Annotated in this window: 21 protein-coding genes; 8 read left to right on the top strand and 13 right to left on the bottom strand. The window is 41.8% G+C overall.

What is annotated here, in order from left to right:
* Nucleotides 1-11 precede the first annotated feature (11 nt).
* From CHJ_RS12050 to nadC, 4 genes are all read right to left on the bottom strand, one after another.
* A complete protein-coding gene (locus CHJ_RS12050; RefSeq protein WP_317917767.1) occupies nt 12-1235 on the bottom strand; it encodes a type II secretion system F family protein in 1224 nt (407 codons plus the stop codon).
* Nucleotides 1232-2869 (bottom strand): GspE/PulE family protein, encoded by a 1638-nt coding sequence (locus tag CHJ_RS12045; protein WP_317917766.1) that lies wholly within the window; start codon nt 2867-2869, stop codon nt 1232-1234. Before CHJ_RS12045 ends, CHJ_RS12050 begins: the two co-directional genes overlap by 4 nt.
* Before the next feature lie 7 nt (nt 2870-2876).
* Nucleotides 2877-3311 (bottom strand): prepilin-type N-terminal cleavage/methylation domain-containing protein, encoded by a 435-nt coding sequence (locus tag CHJ_RS12040; RefSeq protein WP_171752702.1) that lies wholly within the window; start codon nt 3309-3311, stop codon nt 2877-2879.
* Between the two features lie 264 nt (nt 3312-3575).
* Entirely contained in the window at nt 3576-4463 is an 888-nt protein-coding gene (nadC, locus tag CHJ_RS12035) for a carboxylating nicotinate-nucleotide diphosphorylase (RefSeq protein ID WP_171752717.1), read from the bottom strand.
* Nucleotides 4464-4600: 137 nt separating this feature from the next.
* On the opposite strand from nadC, the gene ampD reads away from it, so the two are divergent.
* From ampD to lpdA, 5 genes are all read left to right on the top strand, one after another.
* Entirely contained in the window at nt 4601-5158 is a 558-nt protein-coding gene (gene ampD, locus CHJ_RS12030; RefSeq protein ID WP_317917765.1) for a 1,6-anhydro-N-acetylmuramyl-L-alanine amidase AmpD, read from the top strand.
* Between the two features lie 438 nt (nt 5159-5596).
* Nucleotides 5597-6364: a pyruvate dehydrogenase complex transcriptional repressor PdhR gene (pdhR, locus tag CHJ_RS12025; RefSeq protein ID WP_171752704.1), complete on the top strand. Its 768-nt coding sequence runs from the start codon at nt 5597-5599 to the stop codon at nt 6362-6364.
* A 50-nt stretch (nt 6365-6414) separates the two neighbouring features.
* Nucleotides 6415-9093 carry a pyruvate dehydrogenase (acetyl-transferring), homodimeric type gene (aceE, locus tag CHJ_RS12020; protein ID WP_317917764.1) on the top strand — a complete coding sequence of 893 codons (2679 nt, stop codon included), beginning with the start codon at nt 6415-6417 and terminating at the stop codon, nt 9091-9093.
* A gap of 13 nt (nt 9094-9106) precedes the next feature.
* A complete protein-coding gene (gene aceF, locus CHJ_RS12015; protein WP_317917763.1) occupies nt 9107-10705 on the top strand; it encodes a pyruvate dehydrogenase complex dihydrolipoyllysine-residue acetyltransferase in 1599 nt (532 codons plus the stop codon).
* A gap of 214 nt (nt 10706-10919) precedes the next feature.
* Nucleotides 10920-12347: a dihydrolipoyl dehydrogenase gene (lpdA, locus tag CHJ_RS12010; RefSeq protein ID WP_171752707.1), complete on the top strand. Its 1428-nt coding sequence runs from the start codon at nt 10920-10922 to the stop codon at nt 12345-12347.
* A gap of 92 nt (nt 12348-12439) precedes the next feature.
* Here the strand turns inward: lpdA and CHJ_RS12005 are convergent, their stop codons facing one another.
* A complete protein-coding gene (locus CHJ_RS12005) occupies nt 12440-13051 on the bottom strand; it encodes a TetR/AcrR family transcriptional regulator (RefSeq protein WP_317917762.1) in 612 nt (203 codons plus the stop codon).
* 307 nt (nt 13052-13358) lie between these two features.
* Between CHJ_RS12005 and hpt the strand changes: the two genes are divergently transcribed.
* Nucleotides 13359-13889: a hypoxanthine phosphoribosyltransferase gene (gene hpt, locus CHJ_RS12000; RefSeq protein WP_171752709.1), complete on the top strand. Its 531-nt coding sequence runs from the start codon at nt 13359-13361 to the stop codon at nt 13887-13889.
* A gap of 52 nt (nt 13890-13941) precedes the next feature.
* Here hpt and can read toward each other — a convergent pair whose 3' ends face one another.
* Nucleotides 13942-14601, bottom strand: coding sequence for a carbonate dehydratase (gene can, locus CHJ_RS11995; RefSeq protein WP_171752710.1), 660 nt, complete (start codon nt 14599-14601; stop codon nt 13942-13944).
* A 247-nt stretch (nt 14602-14848) separates the two neighbouring features.
* Here can and CHJ_RS11990 point away from each other — a divergent pair, with 247 nt between their 5' ends.
* The gene (locus tag CHJ_RS11990; protein WP_171752711.1) at nt 14849-15766 is read left to right on the top strand and encodes an ABC transporter ATP-binding protein; all 918 of its coding nucleotides are present in this window, start codon (nt 14849-14851) and stop codon (nt 15764-15766) included.
* Nucleotides 15767-15772: 6 nt separating this feature from the next.
* On the top strand, nt 15773-16543 hold the full coding sequence (locus tag CHJ_RS11985) for an ABC transporter permease (RefSeq protein ID WP_317917760.1): 771 nt from the start codon (nt 15773-15775) through the stop codon (nt 16541-16543).
* Between the two features lie 83 nt (nt 16544-16626).
* Here the strand turns inward: CHJ_RS11985 and panC are convergent, their stop codons facing one another.
* The 7 genes from panC to sfsA form a co-directional block, all read right to left on the bottom strand.
* On the bottom strand, nt 16627-17475 hold the full coding sequence (gene panC / locus CHJ_RS11980; protein ID WP_317917759.1) for a pantoate--beta-alanine ligase: 849 nt from the start codon (nt 17473-17475) through the stop codon (nt 16627-16629).
* 10 nt (nt 17476-17485) lie between these two features.
* Nucleotides 17486-18280, bottom strand: coding sequence for a 3-methyl-2-oxobutanoate hydroxymethyltransferase (gene panB / locus CHJ_RS11975; RefSeq protein WP_317917758.1), 795 nt, complete (start codon nt 18278-18280; stop codon nt 17486-17488).
* A 23-nt stretch (nt 18281-18303) separates the two neighbouring features.
* Complete coding sequence (folK, locus tag CHJ_RS11970; protein WP_171752715.1) at nt 18304-18789, bottom strand: 2-amino-4-hydroxy-6-hydroxymethyldihydropteridine diphosphokinase; 486 nt, start codon at nt 18787-18789, stop codon at nt 18304-18306.
* Nucleotides 18786-20099, bottom strand: coding sequence for a polynucleotide adenylyltransferase PcnB (gene pcnB, locus CHJ_RS11965; RefSeq protein ID WP_171752718.1), 1314 nt, complete (start codon nt 20097-20099; stop codon nt 18786-18788). The genes folK and pcnB overlap by 4 nt, the downstream gene beginning before the upstream one ends.
* Nucleotides 20100-20194: 95 nt before the next feature.
* Nucleotides 20195-21106, bottom strand: a complete 912-nt coding sequence (gene gluQRS / locus CHJ_RS11960; RefSeq protein ID WP_317917756.1) for a tRNA glutamyl-Q(34) synthetase GluQRS — start codon at nt 21104-21106, stop codon at nt 20195-20197.
* A gap of 65 nt (nt 21107-21171) precedes the next feature.
* Nucleotides 21172-21615 (bottom strand): RNA polymerase-binding protein DksA, encoded by a 444-nt coding sequence (dksA, locus tag CHJ_RS11955; RefSeq protein ID WP_171751272.1) that lies wholly within the window; start codon nt 21613-21615, stop codon nt 21172-21174.
* 151 nt (nt 21616-21766) lie between these two features.
* Nucleotides 21767-22477 carry a DNA/RNA nuclease SfsA gene (gene sfsA, locus CHJ_RS11950; protein WP_317917755.1) on the bottom strand — a complete coding sequence of 237 codons (711 nt, stop codon included), beginning with the start codon at nt 22475-22477 and terminating at the stop codon, nt 21767-21769.
* Between the last annotated feature and the right edge of the window lie 312 nt (nt 22478-22789).

Here is a 22789-nt window from a genome sequence, read left to right as displayed (position 1 = left end):
TAAAAAGCATTCTATCCCATTACTGTCATTAAGTTAAAGATAGGAAGATATATTGAAACTATTAATGTTCCTATAATTAAACCTAGCAGTATCATAATCGAAGGTTCCAGTATTTTATGTAGGTTATCTATTGTGTCATCAACCTCGTGTTCATACTGGCTAGCGACGCGGCTGAGCATGGTATCTAATGTGCCGGACTGTTCTCCAACCATAACCATTTGTAGAAAATAATCTGGTAAATCCCCCTGCTTTTGCAAAGCAGAATGCAGTGTTGTCCCTCGAGATATGTCTTGATAAATAACGGTCATTATATGTTGATAATAGCGATTGTTTATATTGAGAGAGACGTTTTTTAGCGCCGTTAATATAGGGATCCCAGAGCTTAATGTGAGTGATAAACCGTAGCTGAAAGAGAGCAGCGCACATTTTTGTATAATGACCCCAAGCAAAGGGAGTTTGGTTGTCTGTTGGCTAAACCATAGATTAAATGCCGGGAACTTATGCAACGCAAATATGAACAGTGATATCGCGGAGATGAGCAGTAAGCAGAGAGTAATAATATGATTTTTCAGCCAGTTAGATATGAGTATTAAGTATTGTGTATAGAGTGGCAGTTCCGCATTGACGCTTTTAAACAGCTGGGCAAATTCAGGGATAATGGTTGTTAGTATGATGGCGGTGATGAAAATAGCGGTGATAATAATGACGCTTGGATAGATCATGGCTTTAATGGCTTTTTGTCTCATTTTTTGCTGATTTTCTCGTAAGTCAGCTAGACGCTGAAAAATCGGCTGCAGCGCTCCCGTCATCTCTCCGATGGCAACAAGTTGGATATAGAAAGAGTCAAAATGTTCATCACCTAAGCGTAATGCATCGGACAGTGAATGGCCCGACTCAATATGCCCTATGATTTGCATAATTAAGGCTTTAAATCGGTCGTTTTTCTGATGGGCTGAGAGTAATTGTAATGATTGGGTTAAGGGAATGCCGCAACTGATGGTTGTGGATAGTTGACGAGTAAACAGGGTTATTTCCGCTGAAGTGATTTTAGATGATGTAACGTTTAGGTGAAATTTAGACTGACGATGTATTTTAATGATCTTAAGGTTTTCTTTTTTCAATTTAATTATGGCTTGGTTTTGATTCTCTGCTCTTAATACGCCTTTTACCCGCTGTTTACTCGCGTCTATACCTTGCCAATGATAAAGGTAAGACGTTGTGGTTGATTTGCTCATTGAGCACCTAATACTCTTTGCAGCTCTTCGATGCTTGTTACTCCCTTTTGCAAGTAGATCCGTGCAGAGTGCTGTAAGCTTGAGTTTCCTCTCTTTTCTGCCAAAGATAAAATGTCTGCTGGGTTAAATGGTTTGGTCATCGCGGCTTTAATCTCATCATCTATCGGTAATACTTCAAAAATGCCTATGCGACCTTTATAGCCATTATTACAACGGTTACATCCGGCTGATTGGGCAGCATAAATAGGGCTATTTACAGGTAGCCCAGTAATGCCAGAAGCTGTATCAGAGACCTTAGTGGCAAGTTTGCAGTGAGGGCAGAGAGTTCTAATCAGCCTTTGTGCGATGATCAGAGATAAGGAGGCGGCTAAGTTGTAGCTCTCGATGCCTATATTATTTAACCGGATAAGAGTATCGACGGCAGAGTTTGTATGTAACGTAGATAAAACTAGGTGTCCTGTTTGCGCTGCCTTTATTGCAATGGTAGCGGTTTCTTTATCACGTATCTCGCCGACCATAATAACATCCGGATCTTGTCTCAATAGGGTGCGTAATATTGTATTAAAGTCGAGGGATATCTTGTCGTTCACTTGCACTTGATTGATGCCAAAGAGATTAATTTCTATAGGATCTTCCGCGGTAGATATATTTCGTTGTGGCGTATTAATCGTTGTTAAGCCTGCGTATAAAGAGGCGGTTTTGCCACTTCCTGTGGGGCCAGTCACGAGAATCATACCTTGAGCTTGGTTAAGGGCGTCGAGAAAGAGTGTTTTTTGTTGGGGATGAAGACCAAGATCATCCAAGGTTAGAAGTGTTCTTCGATTATTAAGTATTCTCAACACCAGCTTTTCTCCCCAAATACAGGGCAGGGTGGATACTCTTAAATCAACGGAATTGTTGTTGGCCAGTGGTGTAAAAATGCGTCCATCTTGCGGTATTCGCCTCTCGGTGATATCTAGCTTTGCTTGTATTTTTATAATCGCAGCGATGCGTTGAGCGAGATAGTGGGGCGGATGCTGAGCTTCAAGTAACAACCCGTCACACCTTATTCTGATACGGTAACGCTCTTTATAAGGTTCGAAGTGAATATCCGATGCGCCTCTATTGACGGCATCTGTAATTACTTGCTCAATAAACTCATTAACTGAATTATCTTGCTGTTCGAGTGATGCTGTATCTTCGCTGGTGGTTTTGACCAGATGCGAGGTAGAGTGCTGATTGAGTTTCTCTATCACTAGCGATAAGTCATAGTAATTAGCAACCACTAACTCGGTCTGCAGTCCGGTAAAAAAGCGAAAATCACGTTCAACAGCAAGGTTGCTAGGATCAAGGATCGCAAGTGTAAGTAATTGTTCTTCTTGTTTTATGGGCAAAGCGTGATGCTTAATGATCAATGGTGTTAGATCGGCTTCGTGACAATGGGTGAAGTGTTGAAATTGATGAATATCTACTTTCGTAAGGTGAAATAATTGTGAGACATACTGCTGTAGCTGTTCAGCAGAAAGAATATTGAGCTGCAATATCGCTTGGGATACGGAGCTTTTTTGTTGCTCAATGTGCTGAGTAATTTGTGCTGTTTGCTGTTCGCAAAGAAAGTTACCTTGCTGCAAAGCCGTGACTAAATTTGTTTGCATAGTTAGCCTAATCCGTTTCTTTCTCACTGCCATATGCACAGTTTTTTGTCTCAAGTTCTTTGCTGTTAACGTAACACTGCCAACCGTTCGATGTTCTTCGGTAGTTTAGTGTGCTTTGAGATGAGAAATGAGAATGTTCAGAAAAGGTAAATGACAGTACCCCTTTGTTATTCAGAGCTATGGTTCCTAATGGATTGACATTCGGTGCGCTGCCTAATTGTTGCAGAATGTTGCTACTGGAAAAGTTACCATTTTCTAGATACCACATTTCTGCCGGAGGAATAAGGGCACGAAGCGTCGCTTGCGCTGAGGCTATTTCACTTTTCTTAATATAATTGTTGTAGGCGGGAATGGCATAGCTAGATAGGATGCCAATGATTGCCACAACGATCATCAATTCGATTAAGGTAAAACCTGTTGTTGTTTTCTTCATGTTGGTCATTATTCGCAGTTGTCGAAGATGAGCAAAAAGTAAACAGAACAAGTAAATAGAGAAACAAAAATAGCTGTAATTTGGGGCGAGAGTAAAACTATTAATGAGAGGGGAGGCCCCTGATTGTAATAGCTTTCGAGACAGTTAGAAAAATGATAAATGAGGTAACAGAGCTTGTTACCTCAGAAGCGAAACATGTAAGTGAACGTAAGGTGCTGTTTTGCTATTCATTGGCGTGTAAACGCATTACTTAAGACGCACTACGTAAATGCCCTATTTAAAACGCATGGAGAGATCCATCGCTTTCAGATGCTTAGTGAGTGCGCCAACAGAGATATAGTCAACCCCTGTTTCAGCATATTCACGAATGGTATCGAGTGTGACATTGCCTGAGTTTTCCAGTGCAGCACGTCCCGCATTTATTTTTACCGCTTCACGCATCATGTCAGTAGTGAAGTTATCCAGCATCACGATATCAGCACCAGCATCAATAGCCGCTTGCAGCTCTTGCAGCGACTCTGTTTCAATCTCCACGGGTTTGCCCGGATTGAGCTGCTTGGCTGTACTGATCGCTTTCTCTATGCCACCACAAGCAATAATGTGATTCTCTTTTATTAAGTAAGCATCAAACACGCCAATTCTGTGGTTAAAACCACCCCCACAAGTTACCGCATATTTCAGAGCACTACGCAGCCCCGGGATCGTTTTACGAGTATCCAAAAGTCGGCAATTCGTTCCGGCTAATTTTTCTGCATAACGTGCGGTTGTGGTGGCGCAGCCTGAAAGTGTTTGAATAAAATTCATGGCATTTCGTTCACCCGTTAGCAATACGCGAGATGGCCCACTTAATGTACATAAAACTTGGTTTGGTTCAACTGAGTCACCATCGTTAACGTGCCACTCAATTTTGACTTCATTTCCTAGCTGAACAAATACTTCGTCTGCCCAAGCTTGCCCGCAAAAAATTCCCTGTTCACGAGTGATGATTGTCGCGGTATTTTGAGCATCTGCTGGGATCAAATTAGCGGTTATGTCAGCACTAGACTCTAGTGAGCCACCGAGATCCTCACGTAATGTTTCGGCAACAGCACGAGTTATCTCAAGAGGCAGTTGTTTTTTTAAGTATTCAAGTCGAGCTTGGCTATTATGAGTATTTTTTATCATCGAATTGGCATCAAAGAAGTTGAGGTGACAGGCATAATACTCCTGCTTGTGAAGAAATTCAGCAGTAAATCTCTCAAAAGAACGTATAATTTCGCTGTAAAATACCCTTTAGTTAGAATGATGGTGGAAGTTGAATGATTATTGATAATGATGGATGGCTACAGAAGGTAAAAAAGGTCTCTTCTGAACATTTTGATTATCGACCAGACAATGCTGATATCTCTTTGTTAGTGATACATAATATTAGCTTACCTCCGGGAGAGTATGGTAATGATTCGATCGAGCATTTCTTCACGGGTCAATTAAACCCTGATGCTCACCCTTTTTTCAAGGTGATACATACTATGCGGGTATCCGCTCACTGCCTAATAAAGAGAACGGGAGAAATAATACAATTTGTCTCGTTTTATGATAGAGCCTGGCACGCTGGACAGTCGAGCTATGCTGGAGTAGAGCGATGTAATGATTACTCTATTGGCATTGAGTTAGAAGGTACGGATTTTGATGCTTATACTGATGAGCAGTATCTGTCCTTGAGTCAGTTGACGTTACTGTTGCAGAACCGATTTCCCATGATTACTTCGCAAAGAATTACCGGTCATCAATATATTGCACCGTTGCGAAAAACTGATCCGGGCTTGGTGTTTGATTGGCGCCATTATCGTCAGTTGATTAATGGCTCTGATTTATAAAGTACCCCCACTTCCTGTTGAGTGTTGCAAGTAAGGGCAGAGCGTGATCCTGCTAGCAACACAAGTGCGAGTTTACTTTTATTGACTGACTACACTCAGATAACTCGACTCGCAGGCCCCCCGATTTTAGGTGGTTCCTTGCTCAACTCATCATACCTTTTTAAATAAGCCTCTGTTTTTAATAACCAAACGTTTTAAATAACCAATTTTTAATATCAAGTTGCATATTCTTTGGTGCAAATGTAATGCCTTGCCCTCTTTGTTGTTCACATAATGACTTATTATGTTATTAACCCGTTAAATTAAAAGCATTTTATGACTTATATCAATTTTCATCTGGACATAAAGGTTGGGCTTATGTTAAATTTTACGCCACTCTGAAATTGGTATTACCAATTTACATATTCAAAATTAATAATAAGAGTAGACAAAACCGAAATGGCTTATCAAAGGATTCGTCAGCCTAAGCTCTCAGATGTTATAGAAAAAGAGCTAGAGCGGCTGATAATGGAAGGAACATTTTCTCCAGGGCAGCAGTTGCCACCGGAGCGAGAGCTGGCTTTACAGTTTGATGTGTCACGTCCTTCTATTCGAGAAGCAATCCAACGCTTAGAGGCAAGACGCTTGCTCACTCGCCGTCAAGGTGGTGGGACATTTGTCAGTGAGTCTCTTTGGCAAGGTTTTTCAGATCCTTTACTCGATTTATTGTCGACTCATCAAGAAGCTCAACTAGACTTACTGGAGTCTCGTCACGCACTCGAAGGTGTTTCTGCCTATTTTGCAGCCTTGCGTGGCACTGAAGAAGATTTTTCAAGAATTCGTCAATGTCAGGAACGAATTTTTAAAGCTGAAGAAGAGAAGAACGTTGCGGACGAAGCCGCAGCCGTGATGGACTCACTAATTGCTATCACAGAAGCCGCTCACAATGTTGTGTTGTTACACATTGTTCGAAGCTTGGCACCTCTTCTAGAGCAAAATGTATTACAGAATTTAAAACTATTACATCGCCGCAATGAAGTGGTGGATAAAGTAAGTAGACACAGAGCTAATATCGTTGATGCGATACTTTCTGGAGAGCCTAAACTGGCTCGTGAAATGTCTCATTCTCATTTAGCTTATATCGAAGAAACATTGTTGGACTTAACTCGTGAAGAGAGCCGAAGAAAGCGCTCGTTACGCAGAATCCAGCAAAGTAATGAGTCTTAATTGGTTCATTGCATGTTCATTAGATCCAACTAACAAAAGGATAGACCGCCATGTCTGAAGTCATGAAGAATGACGTTGATGCACTGGAAACACAAGAGTGGCTACAAGCTCTTGAATCAGTAGTACGTGAAGAAGGTGTCGAGCGTGCCCAGTTCTTACTAGAGCAAGTTTTAGATAAAGCACGCCTTGATGGTGTAGATATGCCAACTGGTATCACTACAAACTACATTAATACCATCCCAGCCGATCAAGAACCTGCCTACCCAGGTGACACAACATTAGAGCGACGTATTCGTTCAATCATTCGATGGAATGCCATCATGATTGTACTTCGTGCCTCTAAAAAAGATCTCGATCTTGGTGGCCATATGGCGTCATTCCAATCATCCGCAGCATTCTATGAGACATGTTTCAACCATTTCTTCCGCGCTCCAAATGAAAAAGACGGTGGTGACTTAGTTTATTATCAAGGTCATATCTCTCCGGGTATCTATTCCCGTGCTTTTGTTGAAGGCCGTTTAACTGAAGAGCAACTGGATAACTTCCGTCAAGAAGTTGATGGTAAAGGTATTCCTTCTTATCCTCACCCTAAATTAATGCCTGAGTTTTGGCAGTTCCCAACTGTATCAATGGGTCTAGGACCAATCTCTGCAATCTACCAAGCGCGTTTCCTTAAATATCTTGAAGGCCGTGAGCTAAAAGAGACTAGCGAGCAACGTGTATATGCTTTCCTTGGTGATGGTGAAATGGATGAGCCAGAATCTCGTGGCGCAATCTCATTTGCAGCTCGCGAAAAACTGGATAACCTCTGTTTTGTTATTAACTGTAATCTACAGCGTCTTGATGGCCCAGTGATGGGTAATGGCAAGATCATTCAAGAACTGGAAGGCCTGTTTAAAGGGGCGGGTTGGAATGTAGTTAAAGTTATCTGGGGTAGCAGCTGGGATGCTCTACTAGCAAAAGACACCTCTGGTAAACTTCTTCAGTTGATGAACGAAGTTGTGGATGGTGACTACCAAACATTTAAGTCTAAAGATGGCGCGTACGTACGTGAACATTTCTTTGGACGTTATCCTGAAACTGCAGCATTAGTTGCCGATATGACAGACGATGAGATCTTCGCTCTAAAACGTGGCGGACATGACTCATCTAAACTGTACGCTGCGTTCAAAAATGCTGAGCAAACTGATGGCCGCCCAACGGTTATTCTTGCTAAAACCATTAAAGGTTATGGCATGGGTAAAGCCGCGGAAGGACAAAACATTGCGCACGGTGTTAAGAAAATGGATATGTCCCATGTTCAGCACATGCGTGATCGTCTTGGCCTACAAGACCTTCTTGATGATGAGCAAATCAAACAACTTCCATACTTGAAGTTAGAAGAAGGTTCTGCTGAGTTTAACTATCTTCACGCTCGTCGTAATGCGTTACATGGTTATACACCTAAGCGCTTGCCTAAGTTTAGCCAAGAGTTTGTCGTACCAGAAATTGATGCATTTTCTGCACTATTAGTGGAGCAGAAGCGTGATATTTCAACCACGATGGCATTTGTTCGTTCGCTTAATGTTTTGCTAAAAGATAAGAGCATTGGTAAGAATATTGTTCCTATTATCGCTGATGAAGCCCGTACTTTTGGTATGGAAGGTCTATTCCGTCAGGTCGGTATTTATAACCCACATGGTCAGGAATATACGCCAGAAGATCGTGGTGTGGTGTCTTACTATAAAGAAGCAACATCAGGACAAGTTCTCCAAGAAGGGATCAATGAACTGGGCGCAATGTCATCTTGGGTAGCGGCAGCAACATCATACAGCACCAATGACTTGCCAATGATTCCATTCTACATTTACTACTCTATGTTTGGTTTCCAACGTGTTGGTGATATGGCATGGATGGCCGGTGACCAGCAAGCTCGTGGTTTCCTACTGGGTGCGACTGCCGGTCGTACAACATTGAACGGTGAAGGTTTGCAGCATGAGGATGGTCATTCTCATATTCAAGCTAATACAGTGCCTAACTGCATCTCTTACGATCCAACGTTTGCTTATGAGTTGGCGGTTATTATGCAAGATGGTATCCGTCGTATGTACGGTGAGAATCAAGAGAACGTATTCTATTACCTGACTCTAATGAATGAAAACTACGCTATGCCAGCGATGCCTGAAGGGGCAGAAGAGGGTATTCGTAAAGGTATCTATAAACTAGAGAGTCATAAAGCGAAAGGCCGTGGTAAGAAGGCCAAAGTTCAATTGATGAGCTCTGGTACTATCATGAATGAAGTTCGTAAAGCGGCAGAGATTCTGAGTGAAGAGTATGGCGTGTCGTCAGATGTTTATTCTGTGACTTCTTTCAACGAAGTGACTCGTGATGGACAAGCGGTAGAGCGTTTCAATATGCTTCACCCAGAAGCGAAAGCACAGGTTCCTTATATTGCTGAAGTGATGGGTACTGAGCCTGCTATTGCAGCAACGGATTACATGAAAAACTATGCGGAACAAGTTCGCGCATATGTTCCAGCAGAGTCTTATAAAGTGCTGGGTACTGATGGTTTCGGTCGTTCAGATAGCCGTGATAACTTACGTCGTCATTTTGAAGTGAATGCAGGCTACGTAGTGGTTGCAGCTCTTAGTGAGTTAGCTAAACGTGGTGATATTAAAAACTCAGTGGTAGCTGAAGCTATCAAGAAGTTTGATATCGATACTGAAAAAACAAATCCGCTATACGCTTAAGAGGTAATAAATAATGGCAATCGAAATTAATGTACCTGATATTGGTGCCGATGAGGTTGAAGTTACTGAAATTCTTGTAAGCGTTGGTGACAAGGTTGAAGAAGAACAGTCTCTTATTACCGTTGAAGGTGATAAAGCTTCAATGGAAGTACCTGCATCGCAAGCGGGTACAGTAAAAGAAATTAAAGTAGCTGAAGGTGATAAAGTCACCACTGGCTCATTAATCATGATTTTTGATACAGAAGAAAGCGCCGGTGAAGCTGAGCCAGCTCAAGCGCCTGCTGCTGATGCGGCTCCTGCTCCGGTAGCGGCGGCTGAACTTAAAGAAGTCACCGTACCTGATATTGGTGGTGATGAAGTTGAAGTAACAGAGATCATGGTTTCTATTGGTGATGAGATTGAAGAAGAGCAATCACTCATTACTGTTGAAGGTGATAAAGCTTCAATGGAAGTACCAGCGCCATTTAATGGTACGCTAAAAGAGATCAAAGTTGCTGAAGGCGATAAAGTATCAACGGGTTCATTGATTATGGTCTTTGAAACTCTTGGTAGTGCGCCAGCAGCGCCAACGGCTGCGACAGCTGTTGCAGAACCGTCTGTCGCGGATTCGCCTAAAGCGGCTGAACCTGCAAAAGCAGCGGTAGAACAAAAATCTGCTTCGGCAGAAGAGTTTAAAGAAAACCACGAGTACGCGCATGCATCACCTGTTGTACGCAGAATTGCTCGCGAGTTTGGTGTTAACCTTGCCAAAGTAAAAGGAACTGGTCGTAAGAGCCGTATCCTTAAAGAAGATGTTCAAAGCTATGTAAAAGAAGCGCTTAAACGTCTAGAAGCTGGTGCAGGCTCAGGCAAAGGTGACGGTAGCGCTCTTGGTTTACTACCATGGCCGAATATCGATTTCAGTAAGTTTGGTGATATTGAAACGAAACCTTTGTCACGCATTAAGAAAATCTCTGGTGCCAATTTACACCGTAACTGGGTGATGATTCCTCATGTGACACAATGGGATAATGCTGACATCACTGAGCTAGAGAAATTCCGTAAGGAGCAGAATGCGGCTGAAGCTAAGAGAGATTCGGGTATTAAAATTACCCCTCTTGTCTTTATCATGAAAGCGGCTGCGAAGGCGTTAGAAGCATTCCCATCCTTCAACTCTTCTCTTTCTGAAGATGGTGAAAACCTGATTCTGAAGCAGTATGTAAATATTGGTATCGCAGTAGATACACCGAATGGCCTTGTTGTACCTGTCTTTAAAGATGTGAACAAAAAAGGTATTTATGAGCTTTCAGAAGAGCTCATGGCTGTATCGAAGAAAGCGCGTTCAGGTAAACTGACCGCAGCAGATATGCAAGGTGGTTGTTTCACTATTTCAAGTCTTGGTGGTATTGGTGGTACGGCATTTACGCCGATCGTTAATGCACCAGAAGTGGCAATCTTAGGTGTGTCTAAGTCTGAAATGAAGCCAGTTTGGAATGGACAAGACTTCGTTCCACGTCTGCAACTTCCTTTGTCACTATCGTATGATCACCGTGTGGTTGATGGTGCAGAAGGTGCGCGCTTTATTACTTACTTAAATGGATGTCTGTCTGATATCCGTCGTTTAGTACTGTAACGTATAGATGATAAGGTGGTTGTATAACCACCTTATCTTTCATCATGAGAGCAACCGATTCCGCTTCAATTGAATTTTCATCAAGAGGAATTGTTGTATAGCTCACAGGCTACGGGGAATTTCTTTTCACTTCGTTAACATCTTTGTAAACTATCGCGGTCTGAAAAGAAAAAGAACATCAGCCTATTAGGGATAATGACTACAAGAGGTCACAATGAGCAAAGAAATTAAAGCCCAAGTGGTTGTACTTGGTGCGGGACCAGCTGGATACTCTGCTGCATTCCGCTGTGCAGACCTAGGATTGGAAACCGTATTAATTGAGCGTTATAGCTCGCTAGGTGGTGTGTGTCTTAATGTTGGGTGTATCCCATCAAAAGCACTACTTCACGTGGCAAAAGTAATTGAAGAAGCCAAAGCGCTAGCTGAGCACGGTATCGTGTTTGGTGAGCCGCAAACGGATATTACTAAAATCCGTCTTTGGAAAGAAAAGGTAATTAATCAGCTTACTGGTGGTCTTGGCGGAATGGCTAAGATGCGTAAAGTAACGGTAGTAAATGGTTTTGGTAAATTTACTGGCCCTAACTCTATCGAAGTGGACGGTGAAGAAGGTAAAACCACGGTTAACTTTGATAATGCCATTGTTGCTGCGGGTTCTCGCCCGATTAAATTACCCTTCATTCCTCATGAAGATCCGCGTATTTGGGACTCAACAGATGCTCTTGAGCTGAAAGAAGTTCCAGGTAAGTTACTGATCATGGGCGGTGGTATCATCGGACTTGAAATGGGAACTGTGTATCACTCTCTGGGATCTCAGATCGATGTTGTAGAGATGTTCGATCAAGTGATTCCTGCCGCTGATAAAGATATCGTTAAAGTCTATACCAAACGCATTAAGAACAAGTTCAACTTGATGCTACAAACCAAAGTAACCGCTGTTGAAGCTAAAGAAGACGGTATCTACGTTACTATGGAAGGTAAGAAGGCTCCTGCAGAACCTGAGCGTTATGACGCGGTTCTTGTGGCTATTGGTCGTGTACCAAATGGTAAGCTGCTTGATGCAGAGAAAGCCGGCATTGAAGTGGATGAACGTGGCTTTATCAATGTTGATAAGCAGATGCGTACGAATATCCCTCATATTCACGCTATTGGTGATATTGTTGGTCAACCAATGCTTGCTCACAAAGGTGTGCATGAAGGGCATGTCGCTGCAGAAGTCATCTCTGGTAAGAAACACTACTTTGATCCTAAAGTAATTCCTTCGATTGCTTATACTGAGCCAGAAGTCGCTTGGGTAGGTAAGACAGAGAAAGAAGCGAAAGAAGAAGGTCTTAAGTATGAAGTTGCAACCTTCCCATGGGCTGCGTCTGGACGTGCTATCGCTTCCGATTGTGCAGACGGTATGACTAAGCTGATTTTTGACAAAGAGACACACCGAGTGATTGGTGGTGCAATTGTTGGTACTAATGGTGGTGAGCTGTTAGGTGAAATCGGTTTGGCTATTGAGATGGGTTGTGATGCGGAAGATATCGCATTGACTATCCATGCTCACCCGACTCTGCATGAGTCTGTTGGTTTAGCCGCAGAAGTATTTGAAGGTACGATTACCGATCTTCCAAATGCTAAAGCTAAAAAGAAGAAATAATTTAGCGATAAACGGTTAATAAAAAACCGCCTATTTGGCGGTTTTTTTCTATCTGCGATAAGCTGATTATCTACTTATAAAGAAGAGTGGGATCAATCTTCTTTATAGATGCAAATCATATTTAAGAAACTGTCTGCAAACTGATGTAAATGGTCTGGGTCTGGGTTTCTGTGTGCTTCTAGGTAGATGGCATAACAGATAGCCTGAAACATTTTGGTTAGATTTTCAGGATCTTGTTTGTCACATATCTCACCGCGAGAGATAGATTGTTCAAACATGTTTTGTACCAATAGGCGACTGTTTTTATTAAGAGACATATACAGCGGCCATACTTCATCACGTGTTGATGCGCTCCATTCAAACCAAACTTTCAGCCAATAGTTATCTTCCTGAACCAGTTCGATTAACTGTAGACTAATATTTTTAAGGTTCTCTTTCGCGTGTAGTGATGTGTCGATATTCTCATTAAGAAAGCCTGAGAAATTACGAACAACATGGTGAAGGACTTCGTCAACCAGATCTTCTCTGGTAGGGAAGTAGTTAAATACTGTTGCTACCGATACCTGTGCGACATCGGCGATATCTGCGTGACCGCCACGGCCAATACCGCGACGAGCAAATACTTCTAGTGCTATGTCCATGAGTTGAAGCTTTCTTTTTTGAGGAGAAAGACGCGTTCTAGGACGTTTTGTAATCATATCCATTATATATACCTTGCCAAGATGTTGATTGTTTTATATTTCTAATAGTTATATTGACTTTTATATCGTCATGATGAGTGTACAAGTGCATATACGATTGGTCAAATGCTGTTGTTTATATTTATGTCATTAATTTGAGATTGAGCAAGAATTCGGCAAGATTGAGTGAATTATTTTCGTCAATATCCCGCATGAAATAACAGTTTCAACAGCAATAGAAAAAATAAAAAATAGCAAAAATTTTTTCTCAAGCAAGCATATTCAAACTACTTGAGTATAATAGGCGGGTGATTAACGGAACGAGTAAAAAATGAAACATACAGTTGAAGTGATGATCTCTGAACAAGAGGTACAGAAACGTGTTATTGAATTGGGTAAACAAATTACCGAGCACTACGGGGATTCAACAGAACTTGTTTTAGTTGGTCTGCTAAGAGGCTCATTTGTTTTTATGGCGGATCTTGCACGTGCTATTGAGATGAACCACTGCGTGGACTTTATGACAGCATCGAGCTATGGAAATAGTATGGAGAGTTCTCGCGATGTTCGTATTCTTAAGGATCTGGATGACGATATAAAAGGGAAAGATGTTCTTTTAGTGGAAGACATCATTGATACCGGTAATACCCTGAGCAAGGTGTGCGAAATTCTGTCTATTCGAGAACCAAATTCGATTCAAATTTGTACTCTGCTGGATAAGCCTTCTCGCCGCGAAGTGGAAGTGGATGTAAAATGGATTGGCTTTGAAATTCCTGATGAGTTCGTTGTTGGTGTTGGTATTGATTACGCTCAGAAGTACCGCCATTTGCCTTACATTGGCAAAGTTGTTCCTCAAGAGTAATCGTTTTTTTAAAATGGGAGGCAATCGATTGGCCTCCCATTTTTTGTCTCGCTTACTTAAGCAATTTACCGTCAGTGATATTTTTTATCGCATCTTGATAGACAATTTCTAGTGACTCTCTGCTGTCACACCGCATGCCTAAATCGACAAGTTTTCCGTCACCAATTCCATAGATCACGCCATGTACATCGACCTTTTGGCCTCTCTCCCATGCATTTTGCATGATGGTAGAGTTACCTAGGTTATAAACTTGCTCCGCTACGTTAATCTCACAGAGTCGGTCACCAAGCTGCTCTTCAGGAAGCTTACCAAGCCAGCCACGATGTTTTAGGTACAGATCCCTCACATGAAGAATCCAGTTGTTAATTAAGCCTAGAGGCGGGTTGTCAATAGAGGCATTTACGCCTCCGCAGCCATAATGTCCACAAACTATAACGTGCTTAACTTTTAATACATCAATGGCGTACTGAACAACGGACAGACAGTTTAAATCAGTGTGAATAACTTGATTGGCTACGTTTCGGTGAACAAATAACTCACCGGAGTCTAACCCTGTTAATAGTTCTGCAGGTACTCGACTATCAGAACACCCTATCCATAGATACTCTGGTCTCTGTCTATTAACTAATTTAGTGAAATATTCCGGGCTTTCGGAGGTCATTTTATCTGACCAAGCCGCATTTTTTTCAAATAAATTTTTTATATCTGGCATGTAAATCCCCTTTTTGCTCTCGGTACTATACACAAGGTTTCGCTTAGGTACTCGGAAATTTTATGTCAATTATGTACTGGTTGGAGTAGTTATCCCTGTGATCTGGCCGGTGGTGAATTTGCTCTGGCGGTGTCGGTATTTTTATTAGCTAAATCTAATTAAAACCGTTGTTTTTTTTCTATTCAGCTCCATATATAAGCTAAGCAGAAAGATTGGCTGCGCTTCTAAATAAGACAAGAATTAAATTATGTATGCATTAGAAATCGAGAATTTAACCAAAACTTACGCAGGTGGATTCGAAGCCCTCAAAGGCGTGAGCTTACAAGTAGAGAAAGGTGATTTTTATGCCTTGCTTGGTCCCAATGGGGCGGGTAAATCTACCACGATAGGTATTATCTCTTCACTGGTAAATAAAACTTCTGGTCGGGTAAAAGTGTTTGGTCATGATATTGATGACGAACTTGAGCGAGCAAAGCAGAATTTAGGGTTAGTACCGCAAGAGTTTAACTTTAATCAGTTTGAAACGGTTGAGCAGATCGTAATCCAACAAGCGGGTTATTATGGTGTGACACCCGAGATGGCTAAAGAGAGGGCGAAGAAGTACCTGACTCAGCTTGATTTATGGGATAAGCGTACAGAGCGTGCGAGAAACCTATCTGGTGGTATGAAAAGGCGATTAATGATCGCTCGTGCCTTGATGCATGAACCCAATATTTTAATTTTGGATGAGCCTACCGCAGGGGTTGATATTGAATTACGTCGCTCAATGTGGGATTTCTTAAAGAGAATAAATAAGCAAGGCATAACCATCATCTTAACTACCCATTACCTTGAAGAAGCTGAGATGCTGTGTCGAAACATCGGCATTATTAATCGTGGTGAGTTAATTGAAAATACCACAATGAAGAACTTGTTAAACACCTTGCACGTAGAGACGTTTATTTTGGATCTTCAGCCTGGAAGTGAGCGTCCTGATCTGCAGGGGGTGAAAACAAGCGTATTGGACAATGATTCAATTGAGATTGAGATTGATAAAACTCAGGGGCTGAATCAGGTGTTTTCACAGCTAACATCACAAGGCATTAATGTGCTATCAATGCGCAACAAAGCAAACCGATTGGAAGAGCTTTTTGTCGGCATCGTACGCGATCAGAGTGGGAAGTAGAACACAATGTATCAATTATACTGGACGGCTTTTAAAAGCCTGTTAACGAAAGAGATTAACCGCTTTACCCGCATCTGGGTTCAGACTCTTGTACCGCCAGCAATCACCATGACGCTGTATTTTATAATATTTGGTAACCTTATTGGTTCACGAATAGGTGAAATGAACGGCTTTAGCTATATGGAATACATTGTTCCAGGTTTGATTATGATGTCTGTTATAACCAACTCCTATTCTAATGTTGCGTCCTCATTTTTTAGCTCAAAATTTCAACGAAATATAGAAGAGTTACTTGTCGCCCCGGTGCCCAATTACATAATTATTTTGGGTTTTGTCATGGGTGGCGTCGCTCGTGGATTAGCTGTGGGGGCTATTGTTACGGTTGTTTCTCTGTTTTTTGTCGATCTTCAGGTAGATCATTGGGGAATCATTATTGCAACCGTCTTTATGACATCCGTTGTTTTTTCACTAGGTGGTTTAATCAATGCCATTTTTGCTAAAACATTTGATGATGTTTCCATCATCCCGACCTTTGTATTAACGCCGTTAACTTACTTAGGTGGTGTATTTTACTCGATTAATCTATTACCCGAACTTTGGCAGGGTGTATCTAAAATCAATCCAATAGTGTATATGGTAAACGCCTTCCGATATGGTTTCTTAGGCGTATCAGATGTGGCTATTGTGACTTCATTTAGTGTATTGCTGGCTTTTGTTGTGGTACTTTACGCCATCGCTCACTATTTAGTGACGAAAGGGATAGGTCTAAGAAGTTAGTGCACGGGTGTTTTGTTGAGGTTAAATAGAAAAATGGCGGTCATATGACCGCCATTTTTTGTACATACTAAAATAGTAACGCGCTAAAGTGCCTGTACTTGATTGTCAATTAATCTCGCTTTACCTAAAAAAGCCGACATTAAAATAACCGCATGAGTTGAGTCACAGTTAAGTGATTCTAGCGTCGCTGCATCTCGTATAAATATCTCATCGGGTTGCAACCCTTCAGCAAGCAGTTGTTGGCAGGCTTGTTCAATAAGTTCGGTATTGTTCTGCTCGTTAAGAGAGACGTGGCCTGCAATCCAGTTCATGGTTTTTGCTACTGTAGGCGCTTGTTTGCGTTGTTCTTCGGTCAATAATCCATTCCGAGAGCTCATGGCTAAACCATCTGATTCGCGAACCGTAGCGACGCCCTTTATCTCAATATTCATACAGAGATCGGTGACCATTTTTCGAATAACGGCTAACTGTTGGTAATCTTTCTTTCCGAAGCAGGCAATATCAGGCTGAACGAGATTAAACAGTTTTGTTACGATTGTCGCCACACCACGAAAATGTCCGGGACGAGAGGCACCTTCTAGCATGTGAGATAGTGTTGGGACTTCTACAAATGTCTGCTTATCCAACCCGTCTGGATACATGACTTCGCTAGTTGGAGTAAACAGAAAATCCACCCCAGCTTGTGCAAGTTTTTCACTATCTTGCTGTAATGTTCTTGGGTAGTTAGCGAGGTCATCTGCTCTTTCAAACTGCATAGGATTAACAAAAATAGTCACGACGACAATATCTGCTAATTTGGCCGCTTCCTCTACTAAGGTTAAATGTCCTTGATGCAAGTTTCCCATGGTAGGGACCAACGCGATTGTTTTGCCTTCACGACGATGCTCAACAAGCTGCTGTTGCAGAGATTGAGTATTTGCAAATGTTTGCATCTTCTATACCTTACGCGATGGTATGATCTGGGCTAGGGAAAGCACCAGAATGCACATCTTCAATATATTGACTAACCGCCGAGCGAATATCACCCGTTTCCGCTAAGAAATTCTTTGAAAACTTAGGCATATAGTTAGCTGAAATGCCAAACATGTCGTGCATAACGAGGATTTGACCATCTGTCACATTACCGGCTCCAATACCGATCACGGGGACACTCACGGCTTCAGTGATTCTTTTTGCTAGAGAGGCAGGAACACATTCAAGCAGTACAATTTGAGCGCCAGCAGCTTCTAATGCCAGTGCATCTTGTATCATTCTTTCAGCTTTTTCATCATCACGGCCTTGGACTTTGTAACCGCCAAAAATATTAACAGATTGAGGGGTTAAGCCTAAGTGTGCACACACAGGTACTGCTCGCTGTGTGAGTTTCTCTATGGTTTCTACCAGCCAGTCACCACCTTCAATTTTTACCATGTTAGCGCCAGCTCTCATTAACTCAGCGGCATTCTCACAGGCTTGTTCGGCAGTGGCATAACTCATGAATGGCATATCAGCCATGAGTAAACTGTTTGGGCTTCCCGCTCGAACACAGCGAGTATGGTAGACAATATCTTGTACTGTCACTGGCAGGGTATCGTTTTTACCTTGCAGTACCATACCTAATGAGTCACCAACTAATAATACTGGCATCTCTTGTTGTTCGAATAGCTGGGCGAAACTGGCGTCATAAGCGGTGGAGGAGGCAAATTTTTTACCCTCTTGCTTCCACTTAATTAAGTCATTAATAGTGATTTTTTTCATTGTTATTCCTTATTCGATTTTGGCTAAGGTTGCCAAACACTAAGCCCATTTTTAGCGACTGTTTTAATCAACTGTTGGAGCTTAGTTCCATCGGGTAGTGTTAATTCTGGTGCGATTTCAGCAAGTGGATAAAGAACAAACTCTCGTTCTTTCATTCCGTAATGAGGGACGGTTAATCTTTCTGTCTCTATGGTTTGATCGCCGAACAGCAGAATATCGAGGTCGAGAGTTCTCGGCCCCCAACGCTGTTCCTTGCGAACACGACCATGACGTTGCTCTATGTTTTGTGTCTGCTCAAGTAGTTTTAGCGGAGATAAATCCGTATCGATCTCCGCTACAGCATTAATGTAATCAGGCTGTTCTTTCGGCCCCATTGGAGTACTGCTATAAAGCGATGAGACTTGGATAAGCTTCGACTCAGGTAAGGACTGCAATGCAACGATGGCATTATTTGCTTGTGCTACCGGATCGGATAAGTTACTTCCGATAGCAATATAGACCTTGATCATGACGTTGCTTTGCTCTTCTTATTGCGGTAGTTCTTGCGGCGGCGATAGTTAGGCTTATCTTGACCAAGTTCATTCACCATAGCTTGTCGCATGTTACGTCCAGCGTTTTGGTATGTCTGCCACCAAGCCGCTAATTCGGCAGTCTCTCCACCTTCAATTTTTCCGCGCATCTCAAGAAAATCAAAACCTGCACGGAACTTGTTTAGTTCCATAAGGCGTTGTGCGCGCTTACCGCTTCTTCTTGGTAGTCTTAGCTGTAATTGCCAGATCTCCCTAATTGTTGCGGTATGGCGTCTTGGGATCGCTAAGGTTTTTACTTGCACATCCAATACTGTGTTGCTGGCTTCCATTATGGCATCGTAATAATTGAAACCTTTATCATCAATAAGAGATTGCGCTTCTTTATTTAATGGGTACCAAAGCATTGCTGCAAACATAAAGGCAGGATTGATACGCTTGCCTTCATTAATTCGCTTATCAGTAGACTCTAGCACCAGCTCCAGCATCTGCTCACTATGAGTTTCACCTTCATCGGTAAAGTCGCGTGCGATAATTGGAAACAGTGGATTAAACAGATCGTAGTCCCGCATTAAGAAATACGTTTCCAGACCTTGGCCGGATTGAAGTAATTTTAATGACTCTTCAAACAGGCGAGCAGCAGGAATATCCTCTAATAAATGGGCAAGCTCTAGGATGGGGTCTGCGGTAGTATCACATATGTCCATATCCAATTTGGCTGCGAACCTAACGGCTCTAAGCATTCGAACTGGATCTTCTCTATAGCGAGTTTGCGGATCTCCAATGAGACGAATCAGACGGTCTTCTAGATCTTCCATCCCTTCGGCATAATCATGAATACTGTAGTCGGCAATGTTGTAATACATCGCGTTGATAGTGAAATCTCGGCGTTCGGCGTCTTCTTCAATAGAGCCGTATACATTGTCTCTTAACAACATTCCTTCATCGGATTGGGCAGAGATGTTTTTCGTTGGTTCTTGGTGATGGCCTCTGAAAGTAGCAACTTCAATAATTTCACGACCAAACATAATATGTGCTAAGCGAAAACGTCGACCAATTAAGCGGCAATTTCTAAATAACTGCTTGATCTGTTCAGGTGTTGCGTTGGTTGCAATATCAAAGTCTTTTGGCTTCTGGCCTAACAGAAGATCGCGAACACCACCACCAACTAAAAAGGCGTCATAACCCGCTTTATGCAGGCGATAAAGTACTTTCAGCGCATTTTCGCTAATATCTTGTCTGGAAATACTGTGTTCATCACGGGTAATAATATTCAGAGCGATTTCTCCAATTAAATCTTATTTAGTCTTTGCTGCAATTGTCGTTGCTTTCTAAGGAATTGAGTCTGACGATTTCTTGCTCATTCCTCTACCTCACGGTTATCGCGCTATGATAACGTAGAGTTGTTCGTTTGAGAATGTTCATTTGAGAATGGTGACATGATTTCTGTCTTTGCGCTTAGGGCGGAAATAGACCAGTTTTCACATCCCCACTGAAGAATCTCTTTTATTGAGCCCTGTTCTATATCCTTGGGGAATACAAAACCCAGAAATAACATAGCTTGAAGTAGGGTCGGTTTTACATTTTTAATATCGATGGGTTGAGCATGATTTTGTTTTGATAGCTTATTGCCTTTGCTATCTAAAGCTAACGGTAGGTGCAGATAACTGACGCTATGTTTACCTAATGTCTGATAAAGACTTATTTGCCTACCGGTCGGTTCAATTAAATCTGCACCCCGAACCACTTCTGTTATGTTCTGTTCAATATCATCAATAACAACCGCTAGGTTATAAGCAAAAAGCCCATCACGCCTTTTAATAATAAAGTCTTCATTAGCCAATTGTGGCGGAATGGTAATTATGCCGTGCTTTTTATCTTGAAACTGATAAGTAGGGTGCTGCATAACCAGCCGAATCGCATTGCCTGTACTGGCTACGTTTTTTTGCCGACACGTTCCTTGGTAGAAACCGCCATTTTGCTTGATCTGTTTTCGACTGCATTGACAGTAATAAGCTTGTTGATTGTCTAGCCACTTATCTATTTGTTGTTGATAAATAGTATGACGTTGACTTTGATAGATGACTTCACTATCCCAAAATAGTTGATAATGTTCTAATGCTTGTAGAATAAGCTTAGCTGCACCTTTCACTTCTCTAGGAGGGTCAAGATCTTCCATTCGTACTAACCACAAACCATGGTTGTGTTTAGCTTGAAAGTAACTCCCAAGTGCTGCAACTAATGAGCCAAAGTGAAGAGGGCCTGAAGGTGATGGGGCAAATCGACCGATATATGTCATAGTGGGTTACGTATCGCTTTCAACAAAAAAAGGAGCCTAAGCTCCTTTTTAGCAGTAACGCAAGATTAACCTTGCATCTGTCTCTCTTTCATTTCAGCTAATGTCTTACAGTCGATACATAGATCGGCAGTAGGGCGAGCTTCAAGGCGACGAACACCAATTTCTACACCGCAAGATTCACAAAAACCAAAATCATCTTCTTCAATCTTGAGAAGTGTTTTCTCAATCTTTTTGATTAGTCGACGTTCACGATCACGGTTACGAAGTTCTAAACTGAATTCCTCTTCTTGTGATGCGCGATCAACTGGATCTGGGAAATTTGCTGCTTCGTCCTGCATATGGTGCACAGTACGCTCAACTTCATCCCTAAGTTGATTACGCCAAGCTTCTAAAATCTTAGTAAAATGAGCCATTTGTTCTGGTGACATATATTCTTCACCAGCTTTTTCCTGATAGGGCTCAACACCTGCAATGGCTAGGATGCCTAGCGCTTTTTTCTTTTCTGGCATACCTCATCTCCTACTTACACCAATTATTAACTGATTTGCAGTTAATTTAAGGCGGGTATTTTTAGCAGAAAGAAAAGCTGGAAGCAAACACTGGATTTTTCTAATTGTTCCCAGTGTGAAGATCGCATCATTTTCGCATAACAGTTTTTGCTTAACTATCAATAAACGGGATAGGTTTCACAAGATTCATTTTGCTATTTGATATTTCTGCTTTATAGCAGAGGATCTCTACACCAACTTCTTTTGCTTGTTTTAATAATTGTGAATAATGTGCATCTATATGGTGTGCAGCGGATACTTTTTCAATCCCTGAATGTAAAACAGTAAACAAAAGTACGGCTCTGCTTCCAGAATTGACCATTTCTGTGAGTTCACGCAGATGCTTCTGCCCTCTCGTCGTGACCGTATCAGGAAAATACCCTTGTCCATTCTTCTCAAGTAAGGTCACGCTTTTTACTTCAATATAGCACGGTGTTCTATGCTCTGATTGGAGATAGATATCAATTCGGCTATTTTCGCGACCATATTTTACTTCAGTTTTAAGGTTTTCATAGTCAGACAGTTCTTTAATTACGCCATTCTTGATCGCTTCAACAGCAAGTTGATTGGCTTTTAGAGTGTTAATGGCAATGAGATCACCTTGTGGGGTTTGGCTTAACTCCCAACTATTAGGGTATTTTCTTTTTATATTGCTAGACGTTGAGAACCAAACTTTGTTTCCCGGTTCAGCACACCCGGTCATGGCACCTGTGTTTGCACAATGAATGGTTCGGATTGTGCCATCTTCTAATTCTATGTCGGCCAGGAATCGTTTATAGCGTTTTATTAATCGGCCACTTTCTAGTATCGGTTCAAATTGCATAGTCTGTTGTTTTCATTCATAGGATGAGTTTATTATACTCAAGTGACCTCAAGATGCTTGCTCCGTGAGAATTTATTGGTTTCTGATCAAGGCATTGATTTGAAAGCACAGTCATTTTACGGCAACAATCAGTAACACAGAGCAGGAGCCAATAAAGCTCGCCCGTTGGGATCTCATCAGCATGCCCATTTCTACGTCAGATAGCTTTGAAAGGGGATGCCATTTCTTCGATTATCTTTCTTGAACTGAACCTGTTGATGCCGCTCTGAATTCTGCACCTAGAGGTCACTTGAGTATATACTGTATCAAATC

The sequence above is a fragment of the Vibrio sp. MACH09 genome (genome assembly GCF_033238805.1).
GTDB lineage: Bacteria > Pseudomonadota > Gammaproteobacteria > Enterobacterales > Vibrionaceae > Vibrio.
Note: the sequence above shows the minus strand (reverse complement) of the source record. Positions and strands in the feature narration are given on the sequence as shown.